The sequence below is a fragment of the Cellulosimicrobium sp. JZ28 genome, from assembly GCF_015327065.1.
Lineage (GTDB): Bacteria > Actinomycetota > Actinomycetes > Actinomycetales > Cellulomonadaceae > Cellulosimicrobium > Cellulosimicrobium funkei.
On the sequence record NZ_CP017660.1, the window covers coordinates 3,276,160 to 3,298,278 of the forward strand.

The following is a 22,119-nucleotide window of genomic DNA, read 5'->3' on the forward strand; positions in this document are numbered from 1 at the left end:
GCTCAGCCTCCGATCCGGTCCAGGGCGACGTTGAGCTCGAGCACGTTCACCGTCGGCTCGCCGAGGTACCCCAGCGCACGTCCCCCAGTGTGCCGCGCGACGAGTTCCTCGACCTGCGCGGTGGTCAGACCGCGCGCCGCCGCGACGCGGTCGACCTGGACGGCGGCGTAGGCCGGGCTGATGTGAGGGTCGAGGCCGGAGCCCGAGGCCGTGAGCGCGTCCACGGGGACGTCGGCCGGGTCGATGCCCTCGAGCTCCGCGACCTGGGCGCGCCGCTCCGTGATCGCGGCGACGAGGTCCGCGTTCTCGGGGCCGAGGTTCGAGCCCGACGACGCCGCGGCGTCGTACCCGTCGCCCGCGGCCGACGGCCGGGGCTGGAAGTACTCGGGCAGCGGGTCGCCGTCGGCGTCGGTGAACGCCTGGCCGAGCAGGGCCGACCCGACGACCCGGCCCGCGCCGTCGTGCACCAGCGAGCCGTCGGCGCGCGCCGGAAGGACGAGCTGCCCGACGCCGGTGACGACGAGCGTGTACCCGACGCCGAGGAGGAGGGTGAGGACGAGCATCGCCCGGGTCGCGACCCAGACGACCCGCCCGGTGCTGCGTGCCGTGGTGTTCATGGGGTTCTCCTGGTCGTCGTGCGGGTCAGTAGCCGGGGAGGAGGCGCACGACGAGGTCGATGAGCCAGATGCCGACGAACGGCGCCACGAGGCCGCCGACGCCGTAGACGAGCAGGTTCCGCCCGAGGATCGTCGAGGCGTCGGCCGGCCGGTACCGCACGCCGCGCAGCGCGAGCGGGATGAGCAGCACGATGACGATCGCGTTGAAGACGATCGCCGACAGCACCGCCGACGACGGCGAGCTGAGGCCCATGACGTTGAGCACCTCGAGGCCGGGGAACACGCCCATGAACATCGCGGGGATGATCGCGAAGTACTTCGCGACGTCGTTGGCGATCGAGAACGTGGTGAGCGCCCCGCGCGTGATGAGGAGCTGCTTGCCGATGCGCACGACGTCGATGAGCTTCGTCGGGTCGGAGTCGAGGTCGACCATGTTGCCGGCCTCCTTCGCGGCCGACGTGCCGGAGTTCATCGCGACGCCCACGTCGGCCTGCGCCAGGGCGGGCGCGTCGTTCGTGCCGTCGCCCGTCATGGCGACGAGGTTGCCGCCCTCCTGCTCGGCGCGGATGAGCGCGAGCTTGTCCTCGGGCGTGGCCTCGGCCAGGAAGTCGTCGACGCCGGCCTCCTGCGCGATGGCGGCGGCGGTGAGCGGGTTGTCGCCCGTGATCATCACCGTGCGGATGCCCATCGACCGCAGCTCGGCGAAGCGGTCCGCGATGCCCTCCTTGACGACGTCCTTGAGGTGGACGACGCCGAGCACGCGGCTCGCGCCGTCCGGCGTGCGCACCGCGACGACGAGCGGCGTGCCGCCCGACTGCGCGACCTCCTCCACGACGTCGTCGAGCTCCGCGAGCACGCTCGACGCCGCCCGCTCGCCGCCCTGCTCGACCCACGCCGTCACGGCGGAGCCGGCGCCCTTGCGGATCTGGGTCCCGTCCGGCTCGTCGAGCCCCGACATCCGGGTCTGCGCCGTGAACGGCACGATCTCGCCCGGCGCGGTCGGCCCGACGTCGAGGCCCCCGCGGCGCGCGAGCTCGACGATCGACGTGCCCTCCGGCGTCGGGTCCGCGAGCGAGGACAGCGCGGCGGACCGGACGAGCTCGCGCTCGTCCACGTCGCGCAGCGCGACGAACCGCGCGGCCTGCCGGTTGCCGTAGGTGATGGTGCCCGTCTTGTCGAGCAGGAGTGTCGTGACGTCGCCCGCCGCCTCGACCGCGCGGCCGGACATCGCGAGCACGTTGCGCTGCACGAGGCGGTCCATCCCCGCGATGCCGATCGCCGAGAGCAGCGCGCCGATCGTCGTCGGGATGAGGCAGACCAGGAGCGCGACGAGGACGGCGACGCTCACGGGGCTCGCCGCGTACGACGCGACGGGGTTGAGCGTGAGGGCGACCACGACGAACACGATCGACAGCGACGCGAGGAGGATGCTCAGCGCGATCTCGTTCGGCGTCCGCTGCCGGCTCGCGCCCTCGACGAGCGCGATCATCCGGTCGACGAACGTCTCGCCCGGCATCGAGGTGACACGCACGACGATGCGATCCGACAGGACGCGCGTGCCGCCGGTGACGGCGGACCGGTCGCCGCCCGACTCGCGGATCACCGGCGCGGACTCGCCCGTGATCGCGGACTCGTCGACCGACGCGATGCCCCACACGATCTCGCCGTCGCCGGGGACCAGCTCCCCCGCCTCGACGACGACGACGTCCCCCAGCCGCAGGTCGGCCGAGGACACCTCGACCGCGCGGGCGCGCAGGGCGCCGGGGTCGCCCGTCTCGTCGTACGCGGCGACGCGGTGCGCGACGGTCGCGGTGCGGGTCCGGCGCAGCGAGTCGGCCTGGGCCTTGCCGCGGCCCTCGGCGACCGACTCCGCGAGGTTGGCGAAGAGGACGGTGAGCCACAGGAACACGGCGATGACCGCGGTGAAGGACCCGGGGACGGGCGTGCCGCCCGACTCCTCCGGGCCGCCGAGGAACGGCTCGACGACCGCGATCACGGTGGTGAGCGCGGCCCCGACCCAGACGAGGAACATCACGGGGTTGCGCCACATCTGGCGCGGGTCGAGCTTGCGGAACGCGCCGGGCAGCGCCTGGCGCACCTGCGACCAGGTGAAGAGGCCGCCGGTGGTCGCGGCCGGCTGGTGCACGGCGCGCGGGGACGGGTGGGTGAGCGTGGACATGGGTTACAGCAGCCCTTCAGCCAGGGGACCCAGCGCGAGAACGGGGAAGTACGTGAGCGCGGTGAGGAGGACCACCACGCCGATCAGGAGCCCCACGAACTGGGGGCGGTGGGTCGGCAGCGTGCCGACGGTGGCGGGCACCTTGTCCTGCTGCGCGAGCGAGCCCGCGAGCGCGAGGACGAGGACGATCGGCACGAACCGGCCGAGCAGGATCGCGACGCCGAGCGCGGTGTTGAGCCACGGGGTGTTCGCGGTGAGCCCGGCGAACGCCGACCCGTTGTTGTTGGCCGCGGACGTGAAGGCGTACAGCACCTCGGTCGTGCCGTGCACGCCGGGGTTCCAGATCGACACCGTCTCGACGCTCTCGCGCACGGGCGGGATCGCGAAGCTCAGGGCCGTGCCGGCGAGCACGAGCGTCGGCGTCACGAGGATGTAGAGGCTCGCGAGCTTGATCTCGCGCGGCCCGATCTTCTTCCCCAGGTACTCCGGCGTGCGACCGACCAGCAGGCCCGCGATGAAGACCGCGATGACGGCGAGCACGAGCATCCCGTACAGCCCGGAGCCGACGCCGCCCGGGGCGACCTCGCCGAGCATCATGTTGAGCAGCGGGAGCATCCCGCCCAGCGCCGTGTAGGAGTCGTGCATCGAGTTGACCGCGCCGGTCGACGTCGTGGTGCTCGTGGTGGCGAAGAGGGTCGAGCCGATGATCCCGAACCGCGCCTCCTTGCCCTCCATCGCACCCCCGGCGAGCTGCGGCGCGGTGCCGTTCCCGGCGGACTCCAGCGCGGTGAGCGCGACGAACGACGCCACGAAGAGCACGCCCATCGTCGCGAGGATCGCGTAGCCCTGGCGGTCGTCGCCGACCATGCGGCCGAACGTGCGCGGCAAGGAGAACGGGATGACGAGCATGAGCAGGACCTCGACGACGTTCGTCCACGCCGACGGGTTCTCGAACGGGTGCGCCGAGTTCACGTTGAAGAACCCGCCGCCGTTCGTGCCGAGCAGCTTGATGACCTCCTGCGAGGCCACCGGCCCGCCCGGCACGCTCTGGGTGCCGCCCGCGAGGGTCGTGACCTGCGTGAAGCCGTCGAAGTTCTGCGCGACCCCGCCGACGAGCAGCACGACCGCGCCGACGAGGGAGATCGGGAGCAGGATGCGCAGGCACCCGCGCACGAGGTCCACCCAGAAGTTGCCGATCGTGCCGACCCGGCGGTACGCGAAGCCCCGCACGAGCGCGACGGCGACCGCCATGCCGACCGCCGCGGACACGAAGTTCTGCACCGCGAGCCCGGCGAGCTGCACGGTGTAGCCGAGCGTCTGCTCCGGCGAGTACGACTGCCAGTTCGTGTTGCCCACGAACGACGCGGCCGTGTTGAAGGCGAGGTGCTCCGACGGCGCGGGCAGCCCGAGCGAGTACGGCAGCCACTGCTGCGTGCGCTGGAGCAGGTAGAGCAGCACGAGGCCCACGGCCGAGAACGCGAGGATGCTGCGCAGGTAGGCGGGCCACGTCTGCTCGGAGCGGGGGTCGACGCCCAGGACGCGGTACAGGCCCCGCTCCACCCGCCAGTCCTTCGGCGAGGAGTAGACCCACGCCATGTGGTCGCCCAGCGGGCGGTAGAGCGCCGCGAGGACCAGGGCGACGGTCCCGAGCGCGAGGAGCGCGAAGATCCAGGTCATCAGAAGCGCTCCGGTCTCACGAGCGCCACCACGAGATACACGATCGCCGCCGCACCGAGAGCCACGGCGAGAAGCTCGAGCACGATCACAGCTTCTCCACCGCCTTCCCGATTCCGGCGACCAGCACGAACACGGCGATCACGCCGAGCACGTAGACGATGTCGAGCACGAGACGTCCCCAGGTCGAGACCGACGGCCCCCTGTCGGGCGGCCGGGCACCCACCGGACGGGGCGCCGACGACGATCGAACACCCGCTCCGGGACGGCGGAGCCCGTCCTCACGGGACCCATACGGGCCGGGGCGCGACGCTAACGATCTCCTGACGGTCGGACGTCGGTCCGGGCGGTCGCGGACGAGCCCGTCGGTTCCCGTGGGGAGTTCGTGACGAGTGCGTGACCGACGCCCCGCCATCGGGGGCGGCGGCCGCCGTCGGGCACCTAGGATGTCCCGCATGATCTTCAAGGCCGTCGGCGACGGGCGCCCCTACCCGGACCACGGCCGGGTCACCGCCCGCGACTGGGCGGAGGTGCCCCCGCGTCAGGTGCGCCTCGACGAGCTCGTCACCACCAAGCGCACGCTCGACCTCGACGCGCTCCTCGCCGAGGACTCCACGTTCTTCGGCGACCTGTTCGCGCACGTGGTCGAGTTCGACGGCGTCCTCTACCTGGAGGACGGCCTGCACCGCGCCGTCCGCGCCGCGCTGCAGCAGCGGGCGATCCTGCACGCGCGCGTGCTGACGCTGCGATGAGCGGCCGGTCCGGTAGGTTGCTGGCGTGACACTCCGCCCCGACACCGCGCGCGCCGTCCGCCGCCGGCGCATGCACGAGCGCCAGGCAGTCGTGTTCGGGCTGCTCATCGCGGCGCTCGCCGTCGTCGGGATCGGCGCCCTCGCCGTGTACACCGGCGCGATCGAGGCGCCGTTCGACCGGGAGCTGTCCTCGCCCGAGGCCGTCGACGACCTCGCGGACGTCAAGGTCCCCTGCCTCGCGGACGGCACCCTGCCCGTCGCCACCGGCGACATCCAGGTCAACGTGTACAACGCGTCCGGCAAGGACGACCCGCTGGGCCGGCTCAACCAGGACATCCTCACGTCGCGCGGGTTCGCGGTGCTCTCGACGGGCAACGCCCCGGACCTCGACGGCGACGGGAAGTCCGACGTCGTGTCGCGCACGCAGATCCACTTCGGTGCCGCGGGCGTCGCGCAGGCGTACACCCTCGCCGCGCACTACGAGAACCCGGGCCTCGTGCTCGACGCGCGCGAGGACGCGACGGTCGACCTCTACGTGGGCGCCGACTTCGAGAACATCGTGGACCCGGAGCTCGTCGGCCTGTCCGGCGACGTCCCGCTCGAGAGCCGTGCGGGGTGCGTCCCGATCGAGGAGATCACGCCCCGCCCGCTGCCCGTGCCGCCCGCCGAGGGCTAGCACGTCCCGGCCCGGCGCCCGCCGGGCACCCTGACCGCCGAACGGTACCCATGAGCACCCTGCCCCTCCGGCCCGCCCGGACCACCGACCCCGCCGAGGTCGACCGCCTGTACGAGATCTGCCTGCGGACCGGTGCGTCCGGCGCCGACGCGAGCGGGCTCTACGCCGACCAGCGCCTGCTCGGCGAGGTCTACCTCGGCGCGTACCTCGCGCTCGAGCCGGGCCTGGCGTCCGTCGTCGAGGCCGACGGCGTCGTCGCCGGCTACGTGCTCGGCGCCCGCGACACCGCCGCGTTCGAGGACCGGTGCGAGCGCGAGTGGTGGCCGCCGCTCCGGGAGCGCTACCCCCTCGGGAGCTTCCCCGCGGCGTCGCGCGACGAGGCGCTCGTCGAGCAGATCCACCGCCCGCACCGCACGGACCCGTCCGTGCTCGGCGACTACCCGTCGCACCTGCACGTCGACCTGCTGCCGTCGGCCCAGGGCGGCGGCAACGGCCGCCGCCTCATGGAGGTGCTCTTCGCCGCGCTGCGCGCCGCCGGGTCGCCCGGGGTGCACCTCGGCGTGGCGGAGGACAACGCGTCCGCGATCGGCTTCTACGAGCACCTCGGCTTCACCCGGCTCGACGTCGCCGAGGGCCTCGTCCTGGGCCTGCGCCTCTAGCCGACGGCCCGGCGGGCTCGCGCCTGCCGGGCCGTCGTCTCTATGGAGCCTCCGAGGAGGCCGCTCCCGCGCGTCGCGTCAGCGGGCGTCCTCGACCGTCTCGTGGACGGCGGGCTCGTCGCCCCCGGGGGCCGACGCCGGGCTCGCGGGCTCCTGCGTCGTGCCGCGCCACCGCGAGAGGTTCCGCATCACGTGGTAGATCACGAGCGCCGCGGCGGTGCCCAGCGCGATCCCCTCGAACGTCAGGTCGCCCACGGCCCACGTGAAGTTGGCGATGCCGACGACGAGCGGCACGGCCGCGGTCGTGAGGTTGACCGGGTCGGAGAAGTCGACCTTGTTCTGCACCCAGATGCGCGCGCCGAGGATGCCGATCATGCCGTAGAGCATGGTCGCGGCACCGCCCAGGACGCCGACCGGGATCGTCGCGATGAGCGCGCCGAACTTCGGCGACAGGGAGAGCACCAGCGCGGTCGCTGCGGCGACCCAGTACGCCGCGGTCGAGTACACGCGCGTGGCGGCCATGACCCCGATGTTCTCGGCGTACGTCGTCGTGCCCGAGCCGCCGCCGACCCCCGCGAACGTCGTCGCGAGGCCGTCGGCGAAGAGCGCGCGGCCGGTGAGGTCGTCGAGGTTCTTGCCCGTCATCGCCGCCACCGACTTCACGTGCCCGACGTTCTCCGCGATGAGCACGAGCACGACCGGGACGAACAGGCCGAGCACGGCGACGTCGAACGTCGGCGTGACGAACTCCGGGAGCCCGACCCAGGCAGCCTTGCGCACCGCGTCGAACGACACCTCGCCCTGGATCACGGCCACGACGTAGCCGACGACCACGCCGACGAGGATCGACAGCCGCCCGAGGATCCCCTTGAACAGGACGCTCACGAGGATGATCGCGGCGAGCGTGACGACGGCCGTGACCGGCGCCTGCTGGAAGTTGCCCCACGCCGCCGGGGCGAGGTTGAGCCCGATGAGCGCGACGATCGTGCCCGTGACGATCGGCGGCATGACGACGTCGATCCACCGCGCGCCCGCGACGTGGACCAGGAGGCCGACGGCCGCGAGCACGAGGCCCGTGACGAGGATCCCGCCGACCGCGACCGACTGGCCCTGGGACGCGGTCGCCGCGCCGATCGGCGCGATGAACGCGAAGCTCGACCCGAGGTAGCTCGGGAGGCGGTTCCGCGTGATGAGCAGGAACCCGACCGTGCCGATCGCCGAGAAGAACAGCGTCGTCGCGGGCGAGAAGCCCGTGAGGAGCGGCACGAGGAACGTCGCGCCGAACATGGCGACGACGTGCTGCATCCCGATCCCGATGGTCCGCGGCCAGGTCAGACGCTCGTCCGGGTCGACGACGTCCCCCGGTCGGACCGTCTTCCCGTCACCGTGCAACCGCCACCCGATGGCGCTCATGTCTCTCCCGTCCGTGAAGCCCGTGTGAAAAAACCCCCGGTGCAGGGTAGTGGTCCGACGTCACGGCGGTGTTTCCGGGGCGACCCGTGGGCGCGGGCGTCACGGCAGCTGCGGCACGACCTCGCTCGCGACGAGCTCCAGGTGGTCGAGGTCGTGCAGGTCGAGCACCTGGAGGTAGAAGCGCGTCGCGCCCTGCTCCGCGGCGGCCGCGATCTTGTCCGCGACCTCGCCGACCGTGCCGGCCAGACCGTTGCGGCGGACCTCGTCGGGCTCGCGCCCGATCGCGTCGGCCCGACGGCGGAACTCCGCCTCGTCCTTGCCCACCGCGACGACGAACGCCGCCGAGTACACGAGCGAGTCGGGGTCGCGGTCGGCGTCGAGGCACGCGGCGCGCACGTTCTCGAACCGGTCGGGCAGGACGCCCGGGTCGGGGAACGCCGCGTTGAACTCGCTGGCGTACCGGGCCGCGAGCGCCGGGGTGCGCCGGGGCCCGTGGCCGCCGACGATCACCGGGACGCGCTCCTGCGCGGGCTTCGGCAGGGCCGGGGAGTCCGTGAGCGTGTAGTGCTCGCCGCTGAACGAGAACGTCTCGCCGACCGGCGTCTCCCACAGCCCGGTGATCACCGCGAGCTGCTCCTCGAGGATCCCGAACCGCTTCTCCGGGAACGGGATGCCGTACGCCTCGTGCTCGCGGGCGTACCAGCCCGCGCCGAGGCCGAGCTCGACGCGGCCGCCCGACATCTGGTCGACCTGCGCGACCTGGATCGCGAGCACGCCGGGGTGGCGGAACGTCGCCGACGACACGAGCGTGCCGAGCCGGATGCGGCTCGTCTCGCGGGCGAGGCCGGCGAGCGTCGTCCAGGCGTCGGTCGGGCCGGGCAGCCCGTCGCCGTCGCCCATGACGAGGTAGTGGTCGGAGCGGAAGAAGGCGTCGAAACCGAGGTCCTCGGTGGCCTTCGCGACAGCGAGGAGGTCGTCGTAGGACGCGCCCTGCTGGGGCTCGGTGAAGATGCGCAGGTCGATCTGGGTCATGCCGTCACCCTGCCACACCGCGCGCCCACCCCCGCCCGCACGACGCCCCTTCCGCGAAGTAGGACGTGCGGTCGCGAACGAGGACGCGCGGAGCTCTACCTAGCGCCGGGACGTCCTACCTCGCGGGCCACGGCGGACGCGGTGCGGTCAGTCCGCCAGAGGGACGAGGTCGAGCTCCTGGAACTCCGCGACCTCGGGGATCCACCGCTCAGCGACGAAGCGGCGGTGGTCCGGGTGGGCGTCGTACGCGGCGTACGCGGCGTCGTCGTCGAACACCATCGAGAACTGGAACGTCAGCGGGCTCTTCGGGCTCACCTGGCGCGAGACGGTGAAGTCCCGGACGCCTGGGACCCCGGTGAGCGTCGTGCGGGCGGTGCCGAGGAACTCGGCCTCCTCCGCGCTGCCGGCGGGGTGGACGAGGCGGAAGGCGACGGTGTGCTGGATCACTCCTCCACCCTAGGCTGGCGACCATGCGCGTGAGCACCGTGATCCTGCCGATCTACCCGTGGCGCGAGGGCCGGGACGTGTGGCGGTCCGCCGACGACCTCGGGTTCCACGCCGCCTACACGTACGACCACCTGTCGTGGCGGTCGTTCCGCGACGGCCCGTGGTTCGGCGCGGTCCCGACGCTGGCCGCCGCGGCGGGCGTCACCGAGCGGGTGCGGCTGGGCACGCTCGTGTCGTCGCCGAACTTCCGCGAGCCGGTGACGTTCGCGAAGGACCTCATGACGCTCGACGACCTGTCGGGCGGGCGCGTGACCGTCGGCCTCGGTGCGGGGACGACGGGCTTCGACGCGACGGTCCTCGGCGGCGAGCCGTGGTCGCCCCGGGAGCGCGCCGACCGGCTGCGCGACTTCACGATCCTGCTCGACCGCCTGCTCACCGAGCCCGCCGTCACGCACGACGAGGGGCACTACCGGGCGCACGAGGCGCGGACCATCCCCGGGCCGGTCCAGTCGCCCCGGGTGCCCTTCGCGATCGCCGCGACCGGCCCGCGCGGGCTGCGGCTGGCCGCGCGCTACGGGCAGGCGTGGGTGACGACGGGCGACGGCCGCCTCGGGGACGACGCGACCCCGGCGCAGTCGCGCGCCGCCGTCCGCGACCAGGTGCAGCGGCTCGACGCGGCGTGCCGCGACGCCGGTCGCGACCCGGGGTCGGTGGAGCGCATCCTGCTCACGGGCTTCACGCCCGACCCCGCGCTGGAGTCCGTCGACGCGTTCGTCGAGACGGCGCACGGGTACGCGGAGGCCGGCATCACGGAGATCGTCGTCCACCGGCCCATCCCGGGCACCCAGTTCGCGGCCGACGAGCGCGTGTTCGAGCAGATCGCGACCGACGGCGCCGCGCAGGTCGCCGGGCTGTAGGGGCGCGGGCCGTCACGCCTCGGGGTGACGGGCTAGAACAGGACGTCGAGCACGAACCGGACCGGGGCGGTCACCGTCTCCCACAGCACACGCCCGGCCGACCTCTGCTCGAGGCGCGCCAGGCGCGCGGAGAAGACGGCGGCGGCGATCCCCCCGAGGACCGCGGCACCCAGGCAGATTCCCACGAGCCACGGCGGCAGGTCGACCAGGTAGCCGACGAGCGACAGCACGGCGGCGACCCCGCCCAGCACGAGGCTGACCACGAGGCCCCACGTCCCGACGGGGTCGAGCTCGGGGCCGCTGCGCGCCTCCGGGGTGTCCTCCACGCGCACAGTGTGCCGCACCTCCGGCACGTCCTCCCGCTCGGGTGGAACCTCTCGGGGCGTCGCTGCGTGTCAGAGACAGAGGGCCCGCGACACATGCCGTGCGGGGGCTCACCGGACCGGGACCGCGAGGAGGCGACGTGCGCAAGGCACCGGCGGGGTGGTACGCGGACGCACCGGGCTCGGGGAGCGAGCGCTGGTACGACGGCGCGGCGTGGACCGACCGGACGCGCGAGCGCCGGGCGCGGGACGACGTCGGCCCGTGGCGGCGGGTCGTCGTGCTCGGGTCGGTGGTCGTGCTGGTCGTCGCGGCGCCGCTCCTCCTCGCCGTGCTCGGCTGAGCCTGCCGGAGAGCGCCCGCTGGGAGACGCGTCAGCCGAGCGGCCCCCGCACCCGGTAGGTCACGTGGGTCACCTGGGACGCCGCTCGCACGGCGACGGTCTCGAGCGCGAGGGGCGGGACGCCGTCGAGCACGCGGTCGCCGTGGCCGAGGACCTGGGGCACGACGTGCAGCCGGAGCTCGTCGAGCAGCCCCGCCGTGATCACCTGGTTGATGGTCGCGGCCCCGCCCGCGATCGCGGCGTCCCGGTCCCCCGCGGCCTCCCGCGCCTGCGCGACCGCTGACTCGACGCCGTCGGTGACGAAGAAGAACGTCGTCCCGCCCTCCAGGACGAGCGGCTCGCGCGGGTGGTGCGTGAGCACGAACACCGGCGCGTGGTACGGCGGCTCCGGGCCCCACCAGCCCTGCCAGTCCGGGTCCCACTCCCCTCGTCCGGGCGTGAACATGTTCCTGCCCATGACGAACGCCCCCGCGTCGACGATCGCGGCGATCTCGGCCGCGTTCTCGTCGGCGGTCTCGACCATCCACCGGTGCAGATCAACGCCCGCGCCGAACGGATGCTCCAGCGTCTGGTCGGGGCGCGAGGAGTACCCGTCCATCGACACCGCCACGTCGCACGTCACGTTCCCCATGCCGCCCTCACCCTCCGCGGTCCGCGTGCGCCGCGGCCGCCGTCGTCCGTCCTGACGACACGTCCGACCGCGGGCGGGCGCGGAACTCATCGCCGCACCCGGGTCAGCGCGGTGCGGGGGCCTCCTCGGTCGCGATGCGGAGGGCGGCGACGAGCTCGCGGTAGAGCTCGTCGGTCGCGAGGAGCTGGGGGTGCGTGCCGCGCGCGCGGACGCGGCCGTCCTCCATGACGAGGATGACGTCGGCGTCGATGACCGTGGACAGGCGGTGCGCGATGGTCACGACGGCGCGGTCCCGGGCCAGGTCCTCGATGACGGCGTGCACAGCGGCCTCGGTGAGCCCGTCGACCTGGGCGGTGGCCTCGTCGAGGAGCAGCACGTCGGGCGCGTGCAGGACGGCGCGCGCGAGGGCGACGCGCTGGCGCTCGCCGCCCGAGACGGTCGTCCCGACGAGCGACGTGTCGAGGCCGTCGGGCAGCGAGCGCACCTTGGCGTCGAGCCGCACCTGCGCGAGCGCCGCCCACATCGCCTCCTCCGTCGCGGCGGGGTCCGAGAGGCGCAGGTTCTCGCGGATGGTGCCCGGCACGACGGGGGTCTCCTGCTCGACGTACGCGAAGCGGCGCCGCACGTCGTCGAACGTGAGGTCGTCGTAGGGCACGCCGTCGAGGAGGATCCGCCCCGACTCGGGCTGCAGGAAGCGCAGCAGGAGCGAGAAGGTCGTGGTCTTGCCCGCCCCGGACGGGCCGACGATCGCGACCTGCCCGCGCGCGGGCACGTCGAGGTCGAGGTCGCGCACCACGGGCTCGCCGCCCGGCAGGTAGCGCGCGGTGACGCCGCGCAGCGACAGCCGCGGCGCGGCGTGCGGGGCCGCCGTGCCCGACGCCGCGCCCACCCCGGCCGGACGACGCGCGGCGGGGTCGTCGTCCTCCTCCGGCTCGATGGCCTGGACCTCGCGGATCCGCCCCGCGGCCGCGATGCCGGCCTGGAGCTGGGTGACGTTCATGGTCAGGCCCGTGACAGGCTCGACGATCTGGAACGCGTAGAGCAGGAACGCGACGAGGCTCGACACGGCCAGGAGCCCCTGGTCCACGCGCCAGGCGCCGAGCGCGAGGATGACGATGATCGCGAGCTGGATGCCGCCCCCGGCGATGCTCCAGGCGACCGCCTCGGTCCGCACGGCCCGCACGCTGTGGCGCGCGGAGTCCTGCGCGTCGTCGAGCACGCGGTCGATCTGGCGGCCCTCCGCGCGGCTCGCCTTGATGGTGCGGATCGCGCGCAGCCCGCCCTCGAGCGTGCCGCCCAGGCTGCCGAGCGACTCCTGCGCCTTCTCCTGCGCCTTCGCGATGCGGGGCATGAGGGCGCCCACGAGGACGCCGATGACGACGATCGCCCCGAGCGTCGTGCCGAGCAGGACGAGGTCGAGCACGCCCATGAGGACGACCGTCCCGACCAGGGACACCGCCAGGTTCACGAGGTTGACCAGGCTCGACGACGCCGCCTCGCGCAGCAGCACCGTGTCGGACGTGACGCGCGTGACGAGCTCGCCCGTCGGACGGCCGGTGAGCGCGCCGATCCGCGCGCGGAAGAAGCGCCGCACCATGGACGACCGCGCGTCGAGCACCACGCGCTCGGCGAGCGTGCCGAGCAGGACCCACTGCCACAGCCCGAGCACGAGCCCGACGACGAGCAGCCCGACGAGCGTGAGCACGGCCGGGGTCAGCGACTCCCCCGTGCCGAGCGTGTCGAGCACCCACTTGGTGACCATCGGCGTCGCGAGGGTCGCGGCCGTCGTCCCGAGACCGAGCACGAGGCCGAGCAGCAGGGTCCGGCGGTGCGGGCGGACGAACTGCCACAGCACCGCGAGGCGCGGGAGGAACGGGCCCCGCGGGGTGGCGTCGCGAGGAGCGGACGGGGCCTCGTGCGTGGTGGAGGTCGGGGACATGTCGTCAACCATGGTTGACATCCTCTCTCGTGTCAACCGTCGTTGACGCGGCGCGGGCGGTCGCGCGCCGGAGCGCTCGACGCCCCTAGTGGAACACGAGTGTTCCACTCGTGACAACCGGCGTTCCGTCACGACGCGGGCTATCGTGGGCCGCGTGACGGCACGAACGAGCGCGCGGAGCACCTCCGCGGCCACGCCCTCCGGAGCGGCACCCGACGCGCCGCCCACGAGCGGCACCCGCACCCGGACCCGGCGCGCGATCCTCGACGCGGCCGTCTCGGTGCTCAGCACGGACAAGTCCGCGTCGCTCGGCGACGTCGCGCAGGCTGCCCAGGTGGGCCGCACGACCCTGCACCGCTACTTCCCCGAGCGCGCCGACCTCGTCGAGGCGATCGGCGCCGAGACCGTCGAGCGCACGCGCGCGGCGATCACCGCCGCGCGGCTCGACGACGGGCCCCCGGCCTCGGCGCTGCGTCGCCTCGCCTTCGAGTACTTCGACCTCGGCCCCTGGTACATGGTGCTGTTCACCGAGCTCGCCGACGCCGAGTCCGCGTTCTGGGCCGAGTCCGAGCAGGCCGAGGAGCCGGTGCGGGAGCTGCTGCGCCGCGGGCAGGAGGCCGGCGTCGTCGACGACCAGCTCAGCGTGGCGTGGATCGTCCGCACCCTGTGGTGGATGCTCTTCAACGCGTGGTCCATGGCCGACGACGGCGAGATCTCGCGCGCCGACGCGCTCCGCATGGCCGTCCGCAGCATCGAGGGCGTCGCCCTCACGCGCGAGGCCCGCGCATGAGCGTCAGCCCGGGGCCGGCACCCCGCCCCGGCCTCGGCGAGCGGCTGCGCCGCTGGTGGCAGCGGGCCGACGACGTCCGGAGCGGCGTGCGCTGGGCGAGCGTCGCGACCGTGCTCGGCGGGATCGTCGTCGCGGTCGTGTGCCTCGTGCTCGTGCTGCGCGGCCGGGTGTGGGCGTGGGTCCCGCTGGTGGTCGCGGGGGCCGTCGCGCTGCGCGAGGTCCGCTACCTGCAGCGCGCCGCCCGGGGCGGCCGGCCCCGGTACCAGGAGAACGCCCCGCGCTGACCGCCGAACGGTCGCTCGTCCGGGCGGTCGTGCGGTCGGCCGTGGGGGTCGCCCGTGGGGTCGGCGGTGCGAGAGCGTGCACCTCGGGGGCCACGAGGACCACGCGCTCGTCATCCGGAGGTCGCACCCCGGCGCGCCGCAGGATCCACCGGACGGGCGACGCGCCCGGGGTGCGCCGCGGGACAGACTGTCGGTACGGCGCCGGTCAGCGGCGCCGGCCAACCTCCGGAGGCGCACCGTGACCCCCACCCCCGCCCGGGACACCGCGTTCCCCGCCCACGACGGCGCACCCGAGCAGCCGTCCGCCCGCGCGGCAGCGCGCGGTCTGCGCTTCACCGCGCGCCGCGCGTCCCGGGCCCGACGGCGGGGCGCGGCCCCCGCGCGTCGGCCCGCCGTCCCCCCGGTCGAGCGGGCGAACGGCTGGGTCGTCGCCCTGGCCGTCGCCGCCGGCGCGGTGCTCTTCTCGACCCTCGCGATGAAGGCGTTCCTCGGCGGCTGACCCACCCCTGTCCCCACGACGCCCGCAGCGCGGCCGAGGCGCCTCAGAGCCGGGGGTCGACCGGTTCCGACTCCAGCGCCAGCACCGCGAACACCGGTTCGTGGACGCGCCACGTCGGCTCGCCGCGCGCGACCCGGTCCAGCGCCTCCAGACCGAGCGCGTACTCCCGCAGCGCGAGCGAGCGCTTGCGCCCCAGCGACCGCTCGCGGAGGCGCTCGAGGTTGCGCTCCTCGGTGTACTCGGGGCCGTAGATGATGCGCAGGTACTCACGGCCGCGGACCTTGAGGCCGGGCTGGACGAGCCCGCCGCCCTTGCCCGGCGCCCCCTGTCGCCGCACGAGGTTGGCGAGCGGCTTGACGACCATGCCCTCTCCCCCGGCTGCCGTCAGGTCTTCCCACCACGCCGTGCCCTCGGCGCGCGACGCCTCGTCGGCGAGGTCCACGACCACGCGTCGCGTCGCCCGGAACAGCGCCGGGTCCGCGGCGACGAGCGCGTCCACGACGCCGAGGTGCCACAGGTGGTCGCGGTCGGCGTACGTCGCTCCGGTGACCTCCGGCGAGCCCGGTCGCCCGGCCGTCCCGCTCGCGAGCACCTGGAACGGGGCGACCTGGACGCCGCGCAGCGGGTCGGCCCCGCCGCCCCCACCGTTGCCGACCGCGCCCGTGTCCCAGCGGTAGCGCCGGTACGCCTCGACGAAGAGCTCGGCGTCGGTCGCGCGCCGCGCCGTCCGACGGCGCAGCTCGCCCACGTCGACGCCCCGCGCCTCCGCCGCAGCGAGGGCCGCGAGCGCCGCGGGCATGACGGCGCGCGCGGCCGCGCCGACGCTCGCGTACTGGTCGCGCAGGAGCTGGTCTGCCTTGAGCGACCACGGCAGGACCTCGGCGTCGAGCAGGACCCAGTCGGCACCGCGCGCGTCCCACGTCCCGGCCGCGTCGAGGGCCGCGGCGACCCGCGCGAGGAGGAGCTCCGTCGTCGGGCCGTCGAGGAACGACCGCCCGGTGCGGGTGTGGACGGCGCCGGGCGCCTCGATGCCGAACCGCTCCGCGACGACGCGGGAGCCGCCCGGCCCCGAGTCGCGCGCGACGAGCAGGACGGCGCGCGACCCCATGTGCTTCTCCTCGCACACCACGCGGTCGACGCCGTCGCGCGCGTACGCGGCGAACGCGCCGTCGGGGTGCTCGAGCATCCCGGGCAGCGTCGAGGTCGCGACCGGGCTCATCGTCGGCGGCAGGTGGAGCAGCAGGCGCGGGTCGACGGCGAACCGGCTCATCACCTCGAGCGCCCCCGCCGCCTGCTCCTCGCCCACGGTCACGCGCCCGTGCGTCGCCGTCTCGACGCCGCGGCGGCCGAGCACGTCGGTGACGCTCAGCAGGTCGTCCGCGCGCGCGGGCGATCCGGGACCGGTCGCGCCATCGGGCAGGAAGGGGCGCGCGGGCGCGTAGTACTCGCGCGCGGCGGGCACCTGCACGACCTCCCTCTCGGGGTAGCGCAGCGCGGACAGCTTCCCGCCGAAGACGCACCCGGTGTCGAGGCACATCGTGTTGTTGACCCACTCGGCCTCGGGCGTGGGCGTGTGCCCGTAGAGGACCATGGCGCGTCCGCGGTAGTCGTCGGCCCACGGGTAGCGCACGGGCAGGCCGAACTCGTCGGTCTCGCCCGTGGTGTCGCCGTACAGCGCGAAGCTGCGCACGCGGCCCGACGCGCGGCCCTGGTAGGACTCCTTGAGCCCGGCGTGCGCCACCACGAGGCGACCGTCGTCGAGCACGAGGTGGGACACGAGGTCACGGCAGAACGCCTCGACCTCGCGCCGGAACTGCTCGGGCTCCGCGGCGAGCTGGGCGAGCGTCGTCTCGAGGCCGTGGGAGACCTTCACGTCGCGCCCGCCGAGCGCGCGCACGAGCTTGTGCTCGTGGTTGCCCGGCACCGCGAGCGCGTGCCCCGCACGGACCATGCCCATCGCGAGCCGCAGCACCCCCGGGGAGTCGGGCCCGCGGTCGACGAGGTCGCCGAGGAGGATCGCGCGCCGGCCCTCGGGGTGCACGGCGTCGACGGGCCGGCCGGCGTCGTCACGCACGACGGCGTAGCCCAGCACCCCGAGCAGCGCCACCAGCTCGTCGAGGCAGCCGTGGACGTCGCCGATCGCGTCGAACGGACCGTGCTCGTCGCGACGGTCGGTGAGCAGGGGCGTGCGCACGACCTGGGCCGCCGCCACCTCGTCCTCGCCGCGCAGCACGTGCACGGTGCGGAAGCCCTCGCGCTGGAGGGTCTTCAGCGACGACCGCAGCGCCGCACGCTGGCGCTTGACGACGTGCGCGCCGAACCCGCGGTCCGGGCGCGCCGCGTTCCGCTCCACCGCCACCTTCTCCGGCAGGTCGAGGACGATCGCGACGGGCAGGACGTCGTGCGCGCGGGCGAGCGCGACGAGCGACCCGCGGGCCTCGCGCTGCACGTTCGTCGCGTCGACGACGGTGAGCAGGTTCGTCTCCAGCCGCTTGGACACGATGGTCTCCAGGACCTCGAACGCCGCGCGCGTGGCCGCCTGGTCGTTCTCGTCGTTCGACACGAGCCCGCGGCACACGTCCGACGACACCGTCTCGTACGGCCCGAAGTGCTCGCGCGCGAAGGTCGACTTCCCCGAGCCGGACACGCCGACGAGCACCACGAGGCTCGACGCAGGCACGCGCAGCTCGCGCGTCGTGCTCGGGGTCGAGGTCGAGGTCGGGGTCGGGGTCGGCGTCGCGCCCGAGGTCGGGCTCGCGCTCTCGGTCGCCTGCCCGGTCATCGGGTCTCCTCCGTGGTCCGTGCCGCGGCCGGGGCCGGCGCGGCGTCGGGCGACGCCGCGTCCCCGACGAGGGTCAGCACCGCCATCTGGGTGGGCGCCCCGACGTCGGGGGCGAGCGGGCCGACGTCGCGCAGCTCGACCGCGTACCCGTAGCGCTCCCCCGCCGCGGCCGCCCACGCGCGCAGCTCCGCACGCGTCCACTCGAAGCGGTGGTCGGGGTGGCGCACGCGCCCGCCGCCGGGGCCGTCCAGCAGGTTCGGGTAGTGGACGTTGTACTCGGCGTTCGGCGTCGTCACGACGACGGTCCGCGGCCGGGCGTGGCCCAGCACCGCGGCCGTGAGCGCGTCGAGGCGCGACGGGTCGACGTGCTCGACGACCTCCATGAGCACCGCGGCGTCGAACCCCGCCACCCGGTCGTCCACGTACGTGAGCGACGACTGCACGAGCCGCACCCGCTCCCGCTCGGCGTCGCTCGCCTCGTGCAGGCGCAGGCGCGCCGCCGCCCGCTCGAGCTCGCGCGCCGACACGTCGGTCCCGAGCACGCGCGTGAAGGTCCGGTCCGCGGCGAGGCGACGCAGGAGCGCGCCCTCGCCGCACCCGAGGTCGACGACGGTCCGTGCCCCGGCGTCGTGCAGGGCCGCGAGCACCGCGTCGGCCCGCTGCCGAGCGAGCGGCGGCTCCGGCGTGCCCTCGGCGTCGCCCGCCGTGACGGCGCCGGTCTCCGTCATGGCGCCCTGCGGGCCGACGTCGGACGACGGGGCGCCGGCCGGCATGCCGGCGGCGGGTGCGGCGTCCTCCTCGGGGACGTCCCCGTCGAGCGCGGTGAGACGCGCGGTGGCGTCCTCGACGTAGCGGCGCTGGTGCGCGAGGTAGCGGCGCAGGATCTGCGCACGCTCCGGGTGGTCCGCGAGCCAGCCGCCGCCCGCGCGCACGAGCTTGTCCACCTCGTCGGTCGAGACCCAGTAGTGCTTCGCGTCGTCGAGCACGGGCAGCAGCACGTAGAGCTGCGCGAGCGCGTCCGCGAGCCGCCGGGTACCGCGCAGCCGCAGGTCGACGTGGCGCGACGCGCCCCACGACGGCACCGTCGGGTCGAGCGGCTCCGCCGTCGCCGTGACGCTCCACCCCAGCGGCTCGAACAGCCGGCGCGCGAGGTCCGCGCCGCCCCGGCACGGCAGGGACGGCACGTGCACGTCGAGCGGGATCGGGGCGTCCGCGAGCGCCGGTCGTGCGTCGCACCGGCCGCTCATCGCCGTCGCGAACACCTTGCCGAGCGCGACCGCGACCATCGACGACGCGGCGTACGGGCGGTCGTTCACGTACTGCGCGAGCGCGAACGCGTCGCCGCCGCCGAACCGCTTGTTCCGCACGATCCCCACCGGGTCGACCTCGAGCAGGAGCGCGGCCTCGCACCGCTCCGCCGTCGCCTCGGGGTAGAAGACGTGCGCGCGGCCGACGGGCAGGTCGAACACCTGCGCCCGGTCCGGGTGCTTGTGCAGCAGGAAGCCGAGGTCGGTGGCGTCGTCGAGCGTCCCGGGGGACGCCGTCGCGGCGAGGGTCACGAGCATGGCCGCCATGGTGCCACCCGGCGGGGACCACGGCACCGGGTTTGTGGACGACCGTCGGGGCTGTGGACGGCCGTCGTCTCACCCGCTCCAGCCGTCGACGCGGGGGTCGCCACAGGTCTACCGTCGAAGCACGGGCGCCACTGCCGACGGCATGCGCCCGGCCACCGTCGGGCCGGAGGCCGCCCCGGGGCTCAGACCCCGCGGGCACCCGCCTCGTCCCACACCACGACGTCGCCCGCCCGGACCGTGCCGGACGACAGCAGACGGCACACGACGCCGCCCCGCGCGTGCATCGCGCGCATGGCGCCGGGCGCGATCCAGTCGTCGAGCAGCCGGCACGGCGCGGCGATCCGGAGCACCTGCAGCTCGACGTCCCCGATCCGCAGGAACGACCCCGGCTTCGTGGGCAGGTCGCCGTGGGTGAGCGTGACGTTGCGCCGGGTGAGGCCGGGGTCGATCTCCTGCGCCCGAGGTCCGCGGAGGCGGCCGCGAGGTCGGTGAGCGTCTGGATCGTCACGTGCCGGTGCTTCGACCCGTGGTACCGGTCGCCGACGAGGCCCTTGCCCTCCTCGGCCTCGACCGACGCGACGACCCGCGTCGGCAGCCGACGGGCCTTCGCGACGTGGATCGCGTGCACGCGAGGCTGGTCCGGCATGGCACCAGCCTCGCACCCGGCGCCGCCCGGGGGCCACCGCCCCCGGGCCGGGCGAGCGCCGGGTACCGGTGTACCGTCCGGTGCATGACCGACGTCCGCAGCCGCACCCATGCCCAGGCCGTCGACGCAGCGATCGAGCTCTTCACCCGCAAGGGGTACGAGCAGACGACCGTCGAGGAGATCGCCGACGCCGCCCAGGTCAGCCGCGCCACCTTCTTCCGCCGCTACGGGTCCAAGGAGGACGTGGTCTTCGCGGACCACGAGCTCCTGCTCGACGAGGTCGTCGTCATGCTCGCCGCGACGCGGCCCGTGCCCGACGCCGAGGGGCACCTCACGCCCGACCCGACGGTCGACCCGTACCTCGAGGTGTGCCGCGCGGCGCGGCTGGTGTTCGACCACCACGTCGGGCAGCGCGAGACGTCCCTGGCCCGCTGGCAGCTCCTCCAGCAGGTGCCGGCGCTGCGCGACCGCGAGCTCGTGACGACCCACCGCTACGAGCGCGCGTTCACCGCGTACCTGCGCGACGCGCTCCCGCCGGACGAGCGCCGCTCGACGGCGTCCATCGCGTTCGCGGCGTCCGTCGTCGCCGTGCACAACGCGCTCCTGCGCCGGTGGCTGCGCTCCCCCGAGCAGGACCTGCGCCCCCAGCTCGAGGAGGCGTTCGCGGACCTGCGCCGCGCCGCCGTCGGCCGGTACGCCGCGCCCGACGCCGCCGCCCGGGAGCGCAGCGGGGACGGCGTGCCCGCGGCGCGCCGCGTCGTCGTGACCGTGGTGGACGCGGACGCGGACGCGCAGGGCGTCGCGGACGACGTCGCGCGCGCCGTCCGCGACGCCCTGGCCTGACCCCTCCCGCCCCGCCCCGCCGTGTTCCAGTCCGTGGGACGGTGCGGTGCGACTCCCGTGCCCGGGGAATGCGCGAGTAGCATCGGCGGTTGCAGAACGCAGTACGCACGAACGTGCTCCGGGGTCGGTGCAATTCCGAGCCGGCGGTGACAGTCCGCGACCCGCGCCCACGCGCGGTTGACCTGGTGGAACTCCAGGACCGACGGTGAAAGTCCGGATGGGAGGAAGCACGTGCGGCGCGGCCGTCCTCGGCCGGGCTCTCGCGAGCCCGCGCGACGGGGCGCGGTCTCGCCGTGGTGAGCGACGCCGTCGGGCCCTCGTGGCCCGGCCCCGCCGCCCGCCCTCACCCCGGAGCGCCCGTGCCCGGGAGGACGAGGACATCCGATGGACCTGATCCACGCGCTGTTCGACGCGCAGCTGACGATCGGCGACCAGCACCTGCTGTGGCGCGAGATCGTGGGCAACGGGTTCGGCCTGGCGTCGGCGCTGGGCGGCATGCGGCGCAAGGTGTGGGCGTGGCCCGTGGGCATCGTCGGCAACCTGCTGCTGCTCACGGTGTTCCTCGGCGCGGTGTTCGCGACGCCCAACCCCGTCAACCTGCTCGGCCAGGCCGGTCGCCAGGTGATGTTCGTCGTCGTGTCGGTCTACGGGTGGGTGCAGTGGCGCAAGACCCAGGCGCGGCTCGGTGACGCCGACGCGGACAGCCACGGCGTCGCCGTCGTGCCGCGCTGGGCGTCGTGGCGCCAGCGCGCGTTCCTCGTCGTCGCGCTCGTCGGCGGCACGGCGCTGCTGACCCCGGTCTTCCGCGCGCTCGAGTCGTACGAGCCCGTCTGGGCCGACGCGTGGATCTTCATGGGCTCGCTGCTCGCGACGTACGGCATGGCGAAGGGCTGGGTGGAGTTCTGGCTCATCTGGGTCGCCGTCGACGTCGTGGGCGTGCCGCTGCTGATCTCGGCCGGCTTCTACGCGTCCGCGTTCATGTACGTGTTCTACGGCGCGTTCACGCTCGTCGGGTTCTTCGTGTGGTGGCGCGTCAACCGCCGCGCGGCCGCCGCTGCCGAGGCGGACGCCGCGGCGGCGGGCGCGCCCGCCTGACCCGCC

At 74.5% G+C, this 22,119-nt stretch carries 24 protein-coding genes and 1 riboswitch; of the genes, 10 read left to right on the top strand and 14 right to left on the bottom strand.

The annotated features are described in order from the left end of the window. Positions 1-2: 2 nt before the first annotated feature. Genes kdpC through BJP59_RS14680 form a run of 5 tightly spaced genes read right to left on the bottom strand, consistent with a single transcriptional unit; the run spans position 3 to position 4,696 of the window. The gene (kdpC, locus tag BJP59_RS14660) at positions 3-617 is read right to left on the bottom strand and encodes a potassium-transporting ATPase subunit KdpC (protein WP_194227199.1); all 615 of its coding nucleotides are present in this window, start codon (positions 615-617) and stop codon (positions 3-5) included. A gap of 25 nt (positions 618-642) precedes the next feature. Next, a complete protein-coding gene (gene kdpB / locus BJP59_RS14665; protein ID WP_194521283.1) occupies positions 643-2,796 on the bottom strand; it encodes a potassium-transporting ATPase subunit KdpB in 2,154 nt (717 codons plus the stop codon). Positions 2,797-2,799: 3 nt separating this feature from the next. Beyond that, complete coding sequence (gene kdpA, locus BJP59_RS14670; RefSeq protein WP_194521284.1) at positions 2,800-4,473, bottom strand: potassium-transporting ATPase subunit KdpA; 1,674 nt, start codon at positions 4,471-4,473, stop codon at positions 2,800-2,802. Continuing rightward, the gene (locus BJP59_RS14675) at positions 4,473-4,562 is read right to left on the bottom strand and encodes a potassium-transporting ATPase subunit F (RefSeq protein WP_021480408.1); all 90 of its coding nucleotides are present in this window, start codon (positions 4,560-4,562) and stop codon (positions 4,473-4,475) included. Before BJP59_RS14675 ends, kdpA begins: the two co-directional genes overlap by 1 nt. Continuing rightward, on the bottom strand, positions 4,559-4,696 hold the full coding sequence (locus tag BJP59_RS14680; RefSeq protein ID WP_163188684.1) for a hypothetical protein: 138 nt from the start codon (positions 4,694-4,696) through the stop codon (positions 4,559-4,561). The genes BJP59_RS14675 and BJP59_RS14680 overlap by 4 nt, the downstream gene beginning before the upstream one ends. Positions 4,697-4,925: 229 nt before the next feature. On the opposite strand from BJP59_RS14680, the gene BJP59_RS14685 reads away from it, so the two are divergent. The 3 genes from BJP59_RS14685 to BJP59_RS14695 are packed head-to-tail and all read left to right on the top strand — an operon-like array spanning position 4,926 to position 6,557. Then, positions 4,926-5,222 carry a type II toxin-antitoxin system VapB family antitoxin gene (locus BJP59_RS14685; RefSeq protein WP_021480409.1) on the top strand — a complete coding sequence of 99 codons (297 nt, stop codon included), beginning with the start codon at positions 4,926-4,928 and terminating at the stop codon, positions 5,220-5,222. Positions 5,223-5,247: 25 nt separating this feature from the next. Then, positions 5,248-5,898 carry a LytR C-terminal domain-containing protein gene (locus tag BJP59_RS14690; RefSeq protein WP_043652283.1) on the top strand — a complete coding sequence of 217 codons (651 nt, stop codon included), beginning with the start codon at positions 5,248-5,250 and terminating at the stop codon, positions 5,896-5,898. Between the two features lie 50 nt (positions 5,899-5,948). Beyond that, positions 5,949-6,557 carry a GNAT family N-acetyltransferase gene (locus BJP59_RS14695; protein WP_194521285.1) on the top strand — a complete coding sequence of 203 codons (609 nt, stop codon included), beginning with the start codon at positions 5,949-5,951 and terminating at the stop codon, positions 6,555-6,557. A gap of 78 nt (positions 6,558-6,635) precedes the next feature. Here the strand turns inward: BJP59_RS14695 and BJP59_RS14700 are convergent, their stop codons facing one another. The 3 genes from BJP59_RS14700 to BJP59_RS14710 form a co-directional block, all read right to left on the bottom strand. Next, positions 6,636-7,970, bottom strand: a complete 1,335-nt coding sequence (locus BJP59_RS14700; protein ID WP_021480412.1) for a uracil-xanthine permease family protein — start codon at positions 7,968-7,970, stop codon at positions 6,636-6,638. A 99-nt stretch (positions 7,971-8,069) separates the two neighbouring features. After that, positions 8,070-8,993: an LLM class F420-dependent oxidoreductase gene (locus tag BJP59_RS14705; protein ID WP_031315298.1), complete on the bottom strand. Its 924-nt coding sequence runs from the start codon at positions 8,991-8,993 to the stop codon at positions 8,070-8,072. A gap of 156 nt (positions 8,994-9,149) precedes the next feature. Further along, entirely contained in the window at positions 9,150-9,449 is a 300-nt protein-coding gene (locus BJP59_RS14710) for a Dabb family protein (protein WP_021480414.1), read from the bottom strand. Positions 9,450-9,472: 23 nt separating this feature from the next. On the opposite strand from BJP59_RS14710, the gene BJP59_RS14715 reads away from it, so the two are divergent. Next, positions 9,473-10,366, top strand: coding sequence for an LLM class flavin-dependent oxidoreductase (locus BJP59_RS14715; RefSeq protein ID WP_194521286.1), 894 nt, complete (start codon positions 9,473-9,475; stop codon positions 10,364-10,366). A gap of 32 nt (positions 10,367-10,398) precedes the next feature. Here the strand turns inward: BJP59_RS14715 and BJP59_RS14720 are convergent, their stop codons facing one another. Further along, positions 10,399-10,692, bottom strand: a complete 294-nt coding sequence (locus BJP59_RS14720) for a hypothetical protein (RefSeq protein ID WP_194521287.1) — start codon at positions 10,690-10,692, stop codon at positions 10,399-10,401. Between the two features lie 137 nt (positions 10,693-10,829). Here BJP59_RS14720 and BJP59_RS14725 point away from each other — a divergent pair, with 137 nt between their 5' ends. After that, complete coding sequence (locus BJP59_RS14725; protein ID WP_021482786.1) at positions 10,830-11,030, top strand: DUF2510 domain-containing protein; 201 nt, start codon at positions 10,830-10,832, stop codon at positions 11,028-11,030. Between the two features lie 31 nt (positions 11,031-11,061). Here the strand turns inward: BJP59_RS14725 and BJP59_RS14730 are convergent, their stop codons facing one another. After that, positions 11,062-11,661 (bottom strand): dihydrofolate reductase family protein, encoded by a 600-nt coding sequence (locus tag BJP59_RS14730; RefSeq protein WP_194521288.1) that lies wholly within the window; start codon positions 11,659-11,661, stop codon positions 11,062-11,064. A 103-nt stretch (positions 11,662-11,764) separates the two neighbouring features. Further along, positions 11,765-13,600 carry an ABC transporter ATP-binding protein gene (locus BJP59_RS14735; protein ID WP_194521289.1) on the bottom strand — a complete coding sequence of 612 codons (1,836 nt, stop codon included), beginning with the start codon at positions 13,598-13,600 and terminating at the stop codon, positions 11,765-11,767. 154 nt (positions 13,601-13,754) lie between these two features. Between BJP59_RS14735 and BJP59_RS14740 the strand changes: the two genes are divergently transcribed. From BJP59_RS14740 to BJP59_RS20225, 3 genes are all read left to right on the top strand, one after another. After that, on the top strand, positions 13,755-14,390 hold the full coding sequence (locus tag BJP59_RS14740; RefSeq protein WP_143311087.1) for a TetR/AcrR family transcriptional regulator: 636 nt from the start codon (positions 13,755-13,757) through the stop codon (positions 14,388-14,390). Beyond that, positions 14,387-14,674, top strand: a complete 288-nt coding sequence (locus BJP59_RS14745) for a hypothetical protein (RefSeq protein WP_228485082.1) — start codon at positions 14,387-14,389, stop codon at positions 14,672-14,674. Before BJP59_RS14740 ends, BJP59_RS14745 begins: the two co-directional genes overlap by 4 nt. 238 nt (positions 14,675-14,912) lie before the next feature. Further along, on the top strand, positions 14,913-15,173 hold the full coding sequence (locus tag BJP59_RS20225; RefSeq protein WP_061268988.1) for a hypothetical protein: 261 nt from the start codon (positions 14,913-14,915) through the stop codon (positions 15,171-15,173). Positions 15,174-15,216: 43 nt separating this feature from the next. On the opposite strand, the gene BJP59_RS14755 is transcribed toward BJP59_RS20225, so the two are convergent. The 3 genes from BJP59_RS14755 to BJP59_RS14765 all read right to left on the bottom strand — a co-directional run bounded on the left by BJP59_RS14755 (position 15,217) and on the right by BJP59_RS14765 (position 20,212). After that, positions 15,217-17,955: a polynucleotide kinase-phosphatase gene (locus BJP59_RS14755; protein ID WP_194521290.1), complete on the bottom strand. Its 2,739-nt coding sequence runs from the start codon at positions 17,953-17,955 to the stop codon at positions 15,217-15,219. Beyond that, positions 17,952-19,520, bottom strand: coding sequence for a 3' terminal RNA ribose 2'-O-methyltransferase Hen1 (locus tag BJP59_RS14760; protein WP_194521291.1), 1,569 nt, complete (start codon positions 19,518-19,520; stop codon positions 17,952-17,954). Before BJP59_RS14760 ends, BJP59_RS14755 begins: the two co-directional genes overlap by 4 nt. A 191-nt stretch (positions 19,521-19,711) precedes the next feature. Further along, positions 19,712-20,212, bottom strand: a complete 501-nt coding sequence (locus BJP59_RS14765) for an MOSC domain-containing protein (RefSeq protein ID WP_336244576.1) — start codon at positions 20,210-20,212, stop codon at positions 19,712-19,714. A 47-nt stretch (positions 20,213-20,259) separates the two neighbouring features. On the opposite strand from BJP59_RS14765, the gene BJP59_RS14770 reads away from it, so the two are divergent. Together BJP59_RS14770 and pnuC are read left to right on the top strand one after the other, a co-directional pair. Next, a complete protein-coding gene (locus BJP59_RS14770; RefSeq protein WP_194521292.1) occupies positions 20,260-21,018 on the top strand; it encodes a TetR/AcrR family transcriptional regulator in 759 nt (252 codons plus the stop codon). A gap of 109 nt (positions 21,019-21,127) precedes the next feature. After that, positions 21,128-21,253, top strand: a riboswitch (FMN riboswitch). A 149-nt stretch (positions 21,254-21,402) separates the two neighbouring features. Next, on the top strand, positions 21,403-22,113 hold the full coding sequence (gene pnuC / locus BJP59_RS14775) for a nicotinamide riboside transporter PnuC (protein WP_194521293.1): 711 nt from the start codon (positions 21,403-21,405) through the stop codon (positions 22,111-22,113). Positions 22,114-22,119 lie beyond the last annotated feature (6 nt).

Bases quoted from the DNA above. Each gene is read 5' to 3' on its own strand.
- kdpC (WP_194227199.1), bottom strand. From the start codon at position 617: ATGAACACCACGGCACGCAGCACCGGGCGGGTCGTCTGGGTCGCGACC.
- kdpB (WP_194521283.1), bottom strand. From the start codon at position 2,796: ATGTCCACGCTCACCCACCCGTCCCCGCGCGCCGTGCACCAGCCGGCC.
- kdpA (WP_194521284.1), bottom strand. From the start codon at position 4,473: ATGACCTGGATCTTCGCGCTCCTCGCGCTCGGGACCGTCGCCCTGGTC.
- BJP59_RS14685 (WP_021480409.1), top strand. From the start codon at position 4,926: ATGATCTTCAAGGCCGTCGGCGACGGGCGCCCCTACCCGGACCACGGC.
- BJP59_RS14695 (WP_194521285.1), top strand. From the start codon at position 5,949: ATGAGCACCCTGCCCCTCCGGCCCGCCCGGACCACCGACCCCGCCGAG.
- BJP59_RS14700 (WP_021480412.1), bottom strand. From the start codon at position 7,970: ATGAGCGCCATCGGGTGGCGGTTGCACGGTGACGGGAAGACGGTCCGA.
- BJP59_RS14715 (WP_194521286.1), top strand. From the start codon at position 9,473: ATGCGCGTGAGCACCGTGATCCTGCCGATCTACCCGTGGCGCGAGGGC.
- BJP59_RS14730 (WP_194521288.1), bottom strand. From the start codon at position 11,661: ATGGGGAACGTGACGTGCGACGTGGCGGTGTCGATGGACGGGTACTCC.
- BJP59_RS14735 (WP_194521289.1), bottom strand. From the start codon at position 13,600: ATGTCCCCGACCTCCACCACGCACGAGGCCCCGTCCGCTCCTCGCGAC.
- BJP59_RS14745 (WP_228485082.1), top strand. From the start codon at position 14,387: ATGAGCGTCAGCCCGGGGCCGGCACCCCGCCCCGGCCTCGGCGAGCGG.
- BJP59_RS14755 (WP_194521290.1), bottom strand. From the start codon at position 17,955: ATGACCGGGCAGGCGACCGAGAGCGCGAGCCCGACCTCGGGCGCGACG.
- BJP59_RS14760 (WP_194521291.1), bottom strand. From the start codon at position 19,520: ATGCTCGTGACCCTCGCCGCGACGGCGTCCCCCGGGACGCTCGACGAC.
- BJP59_RS14770 (WP_194521292.1), top strand. From the start codon at position 20,260: ATGACCGACGTCCGCAGCCGCACCCATGCCCAGGCCGTCGACGCAGCG.
- pnuC (WP_194521293.1), top strand. From the start codon at position 21,403: ATGGACCTGATCCACGCGCTGTTCGACGCGCAGCTGACGATCGGCGAC.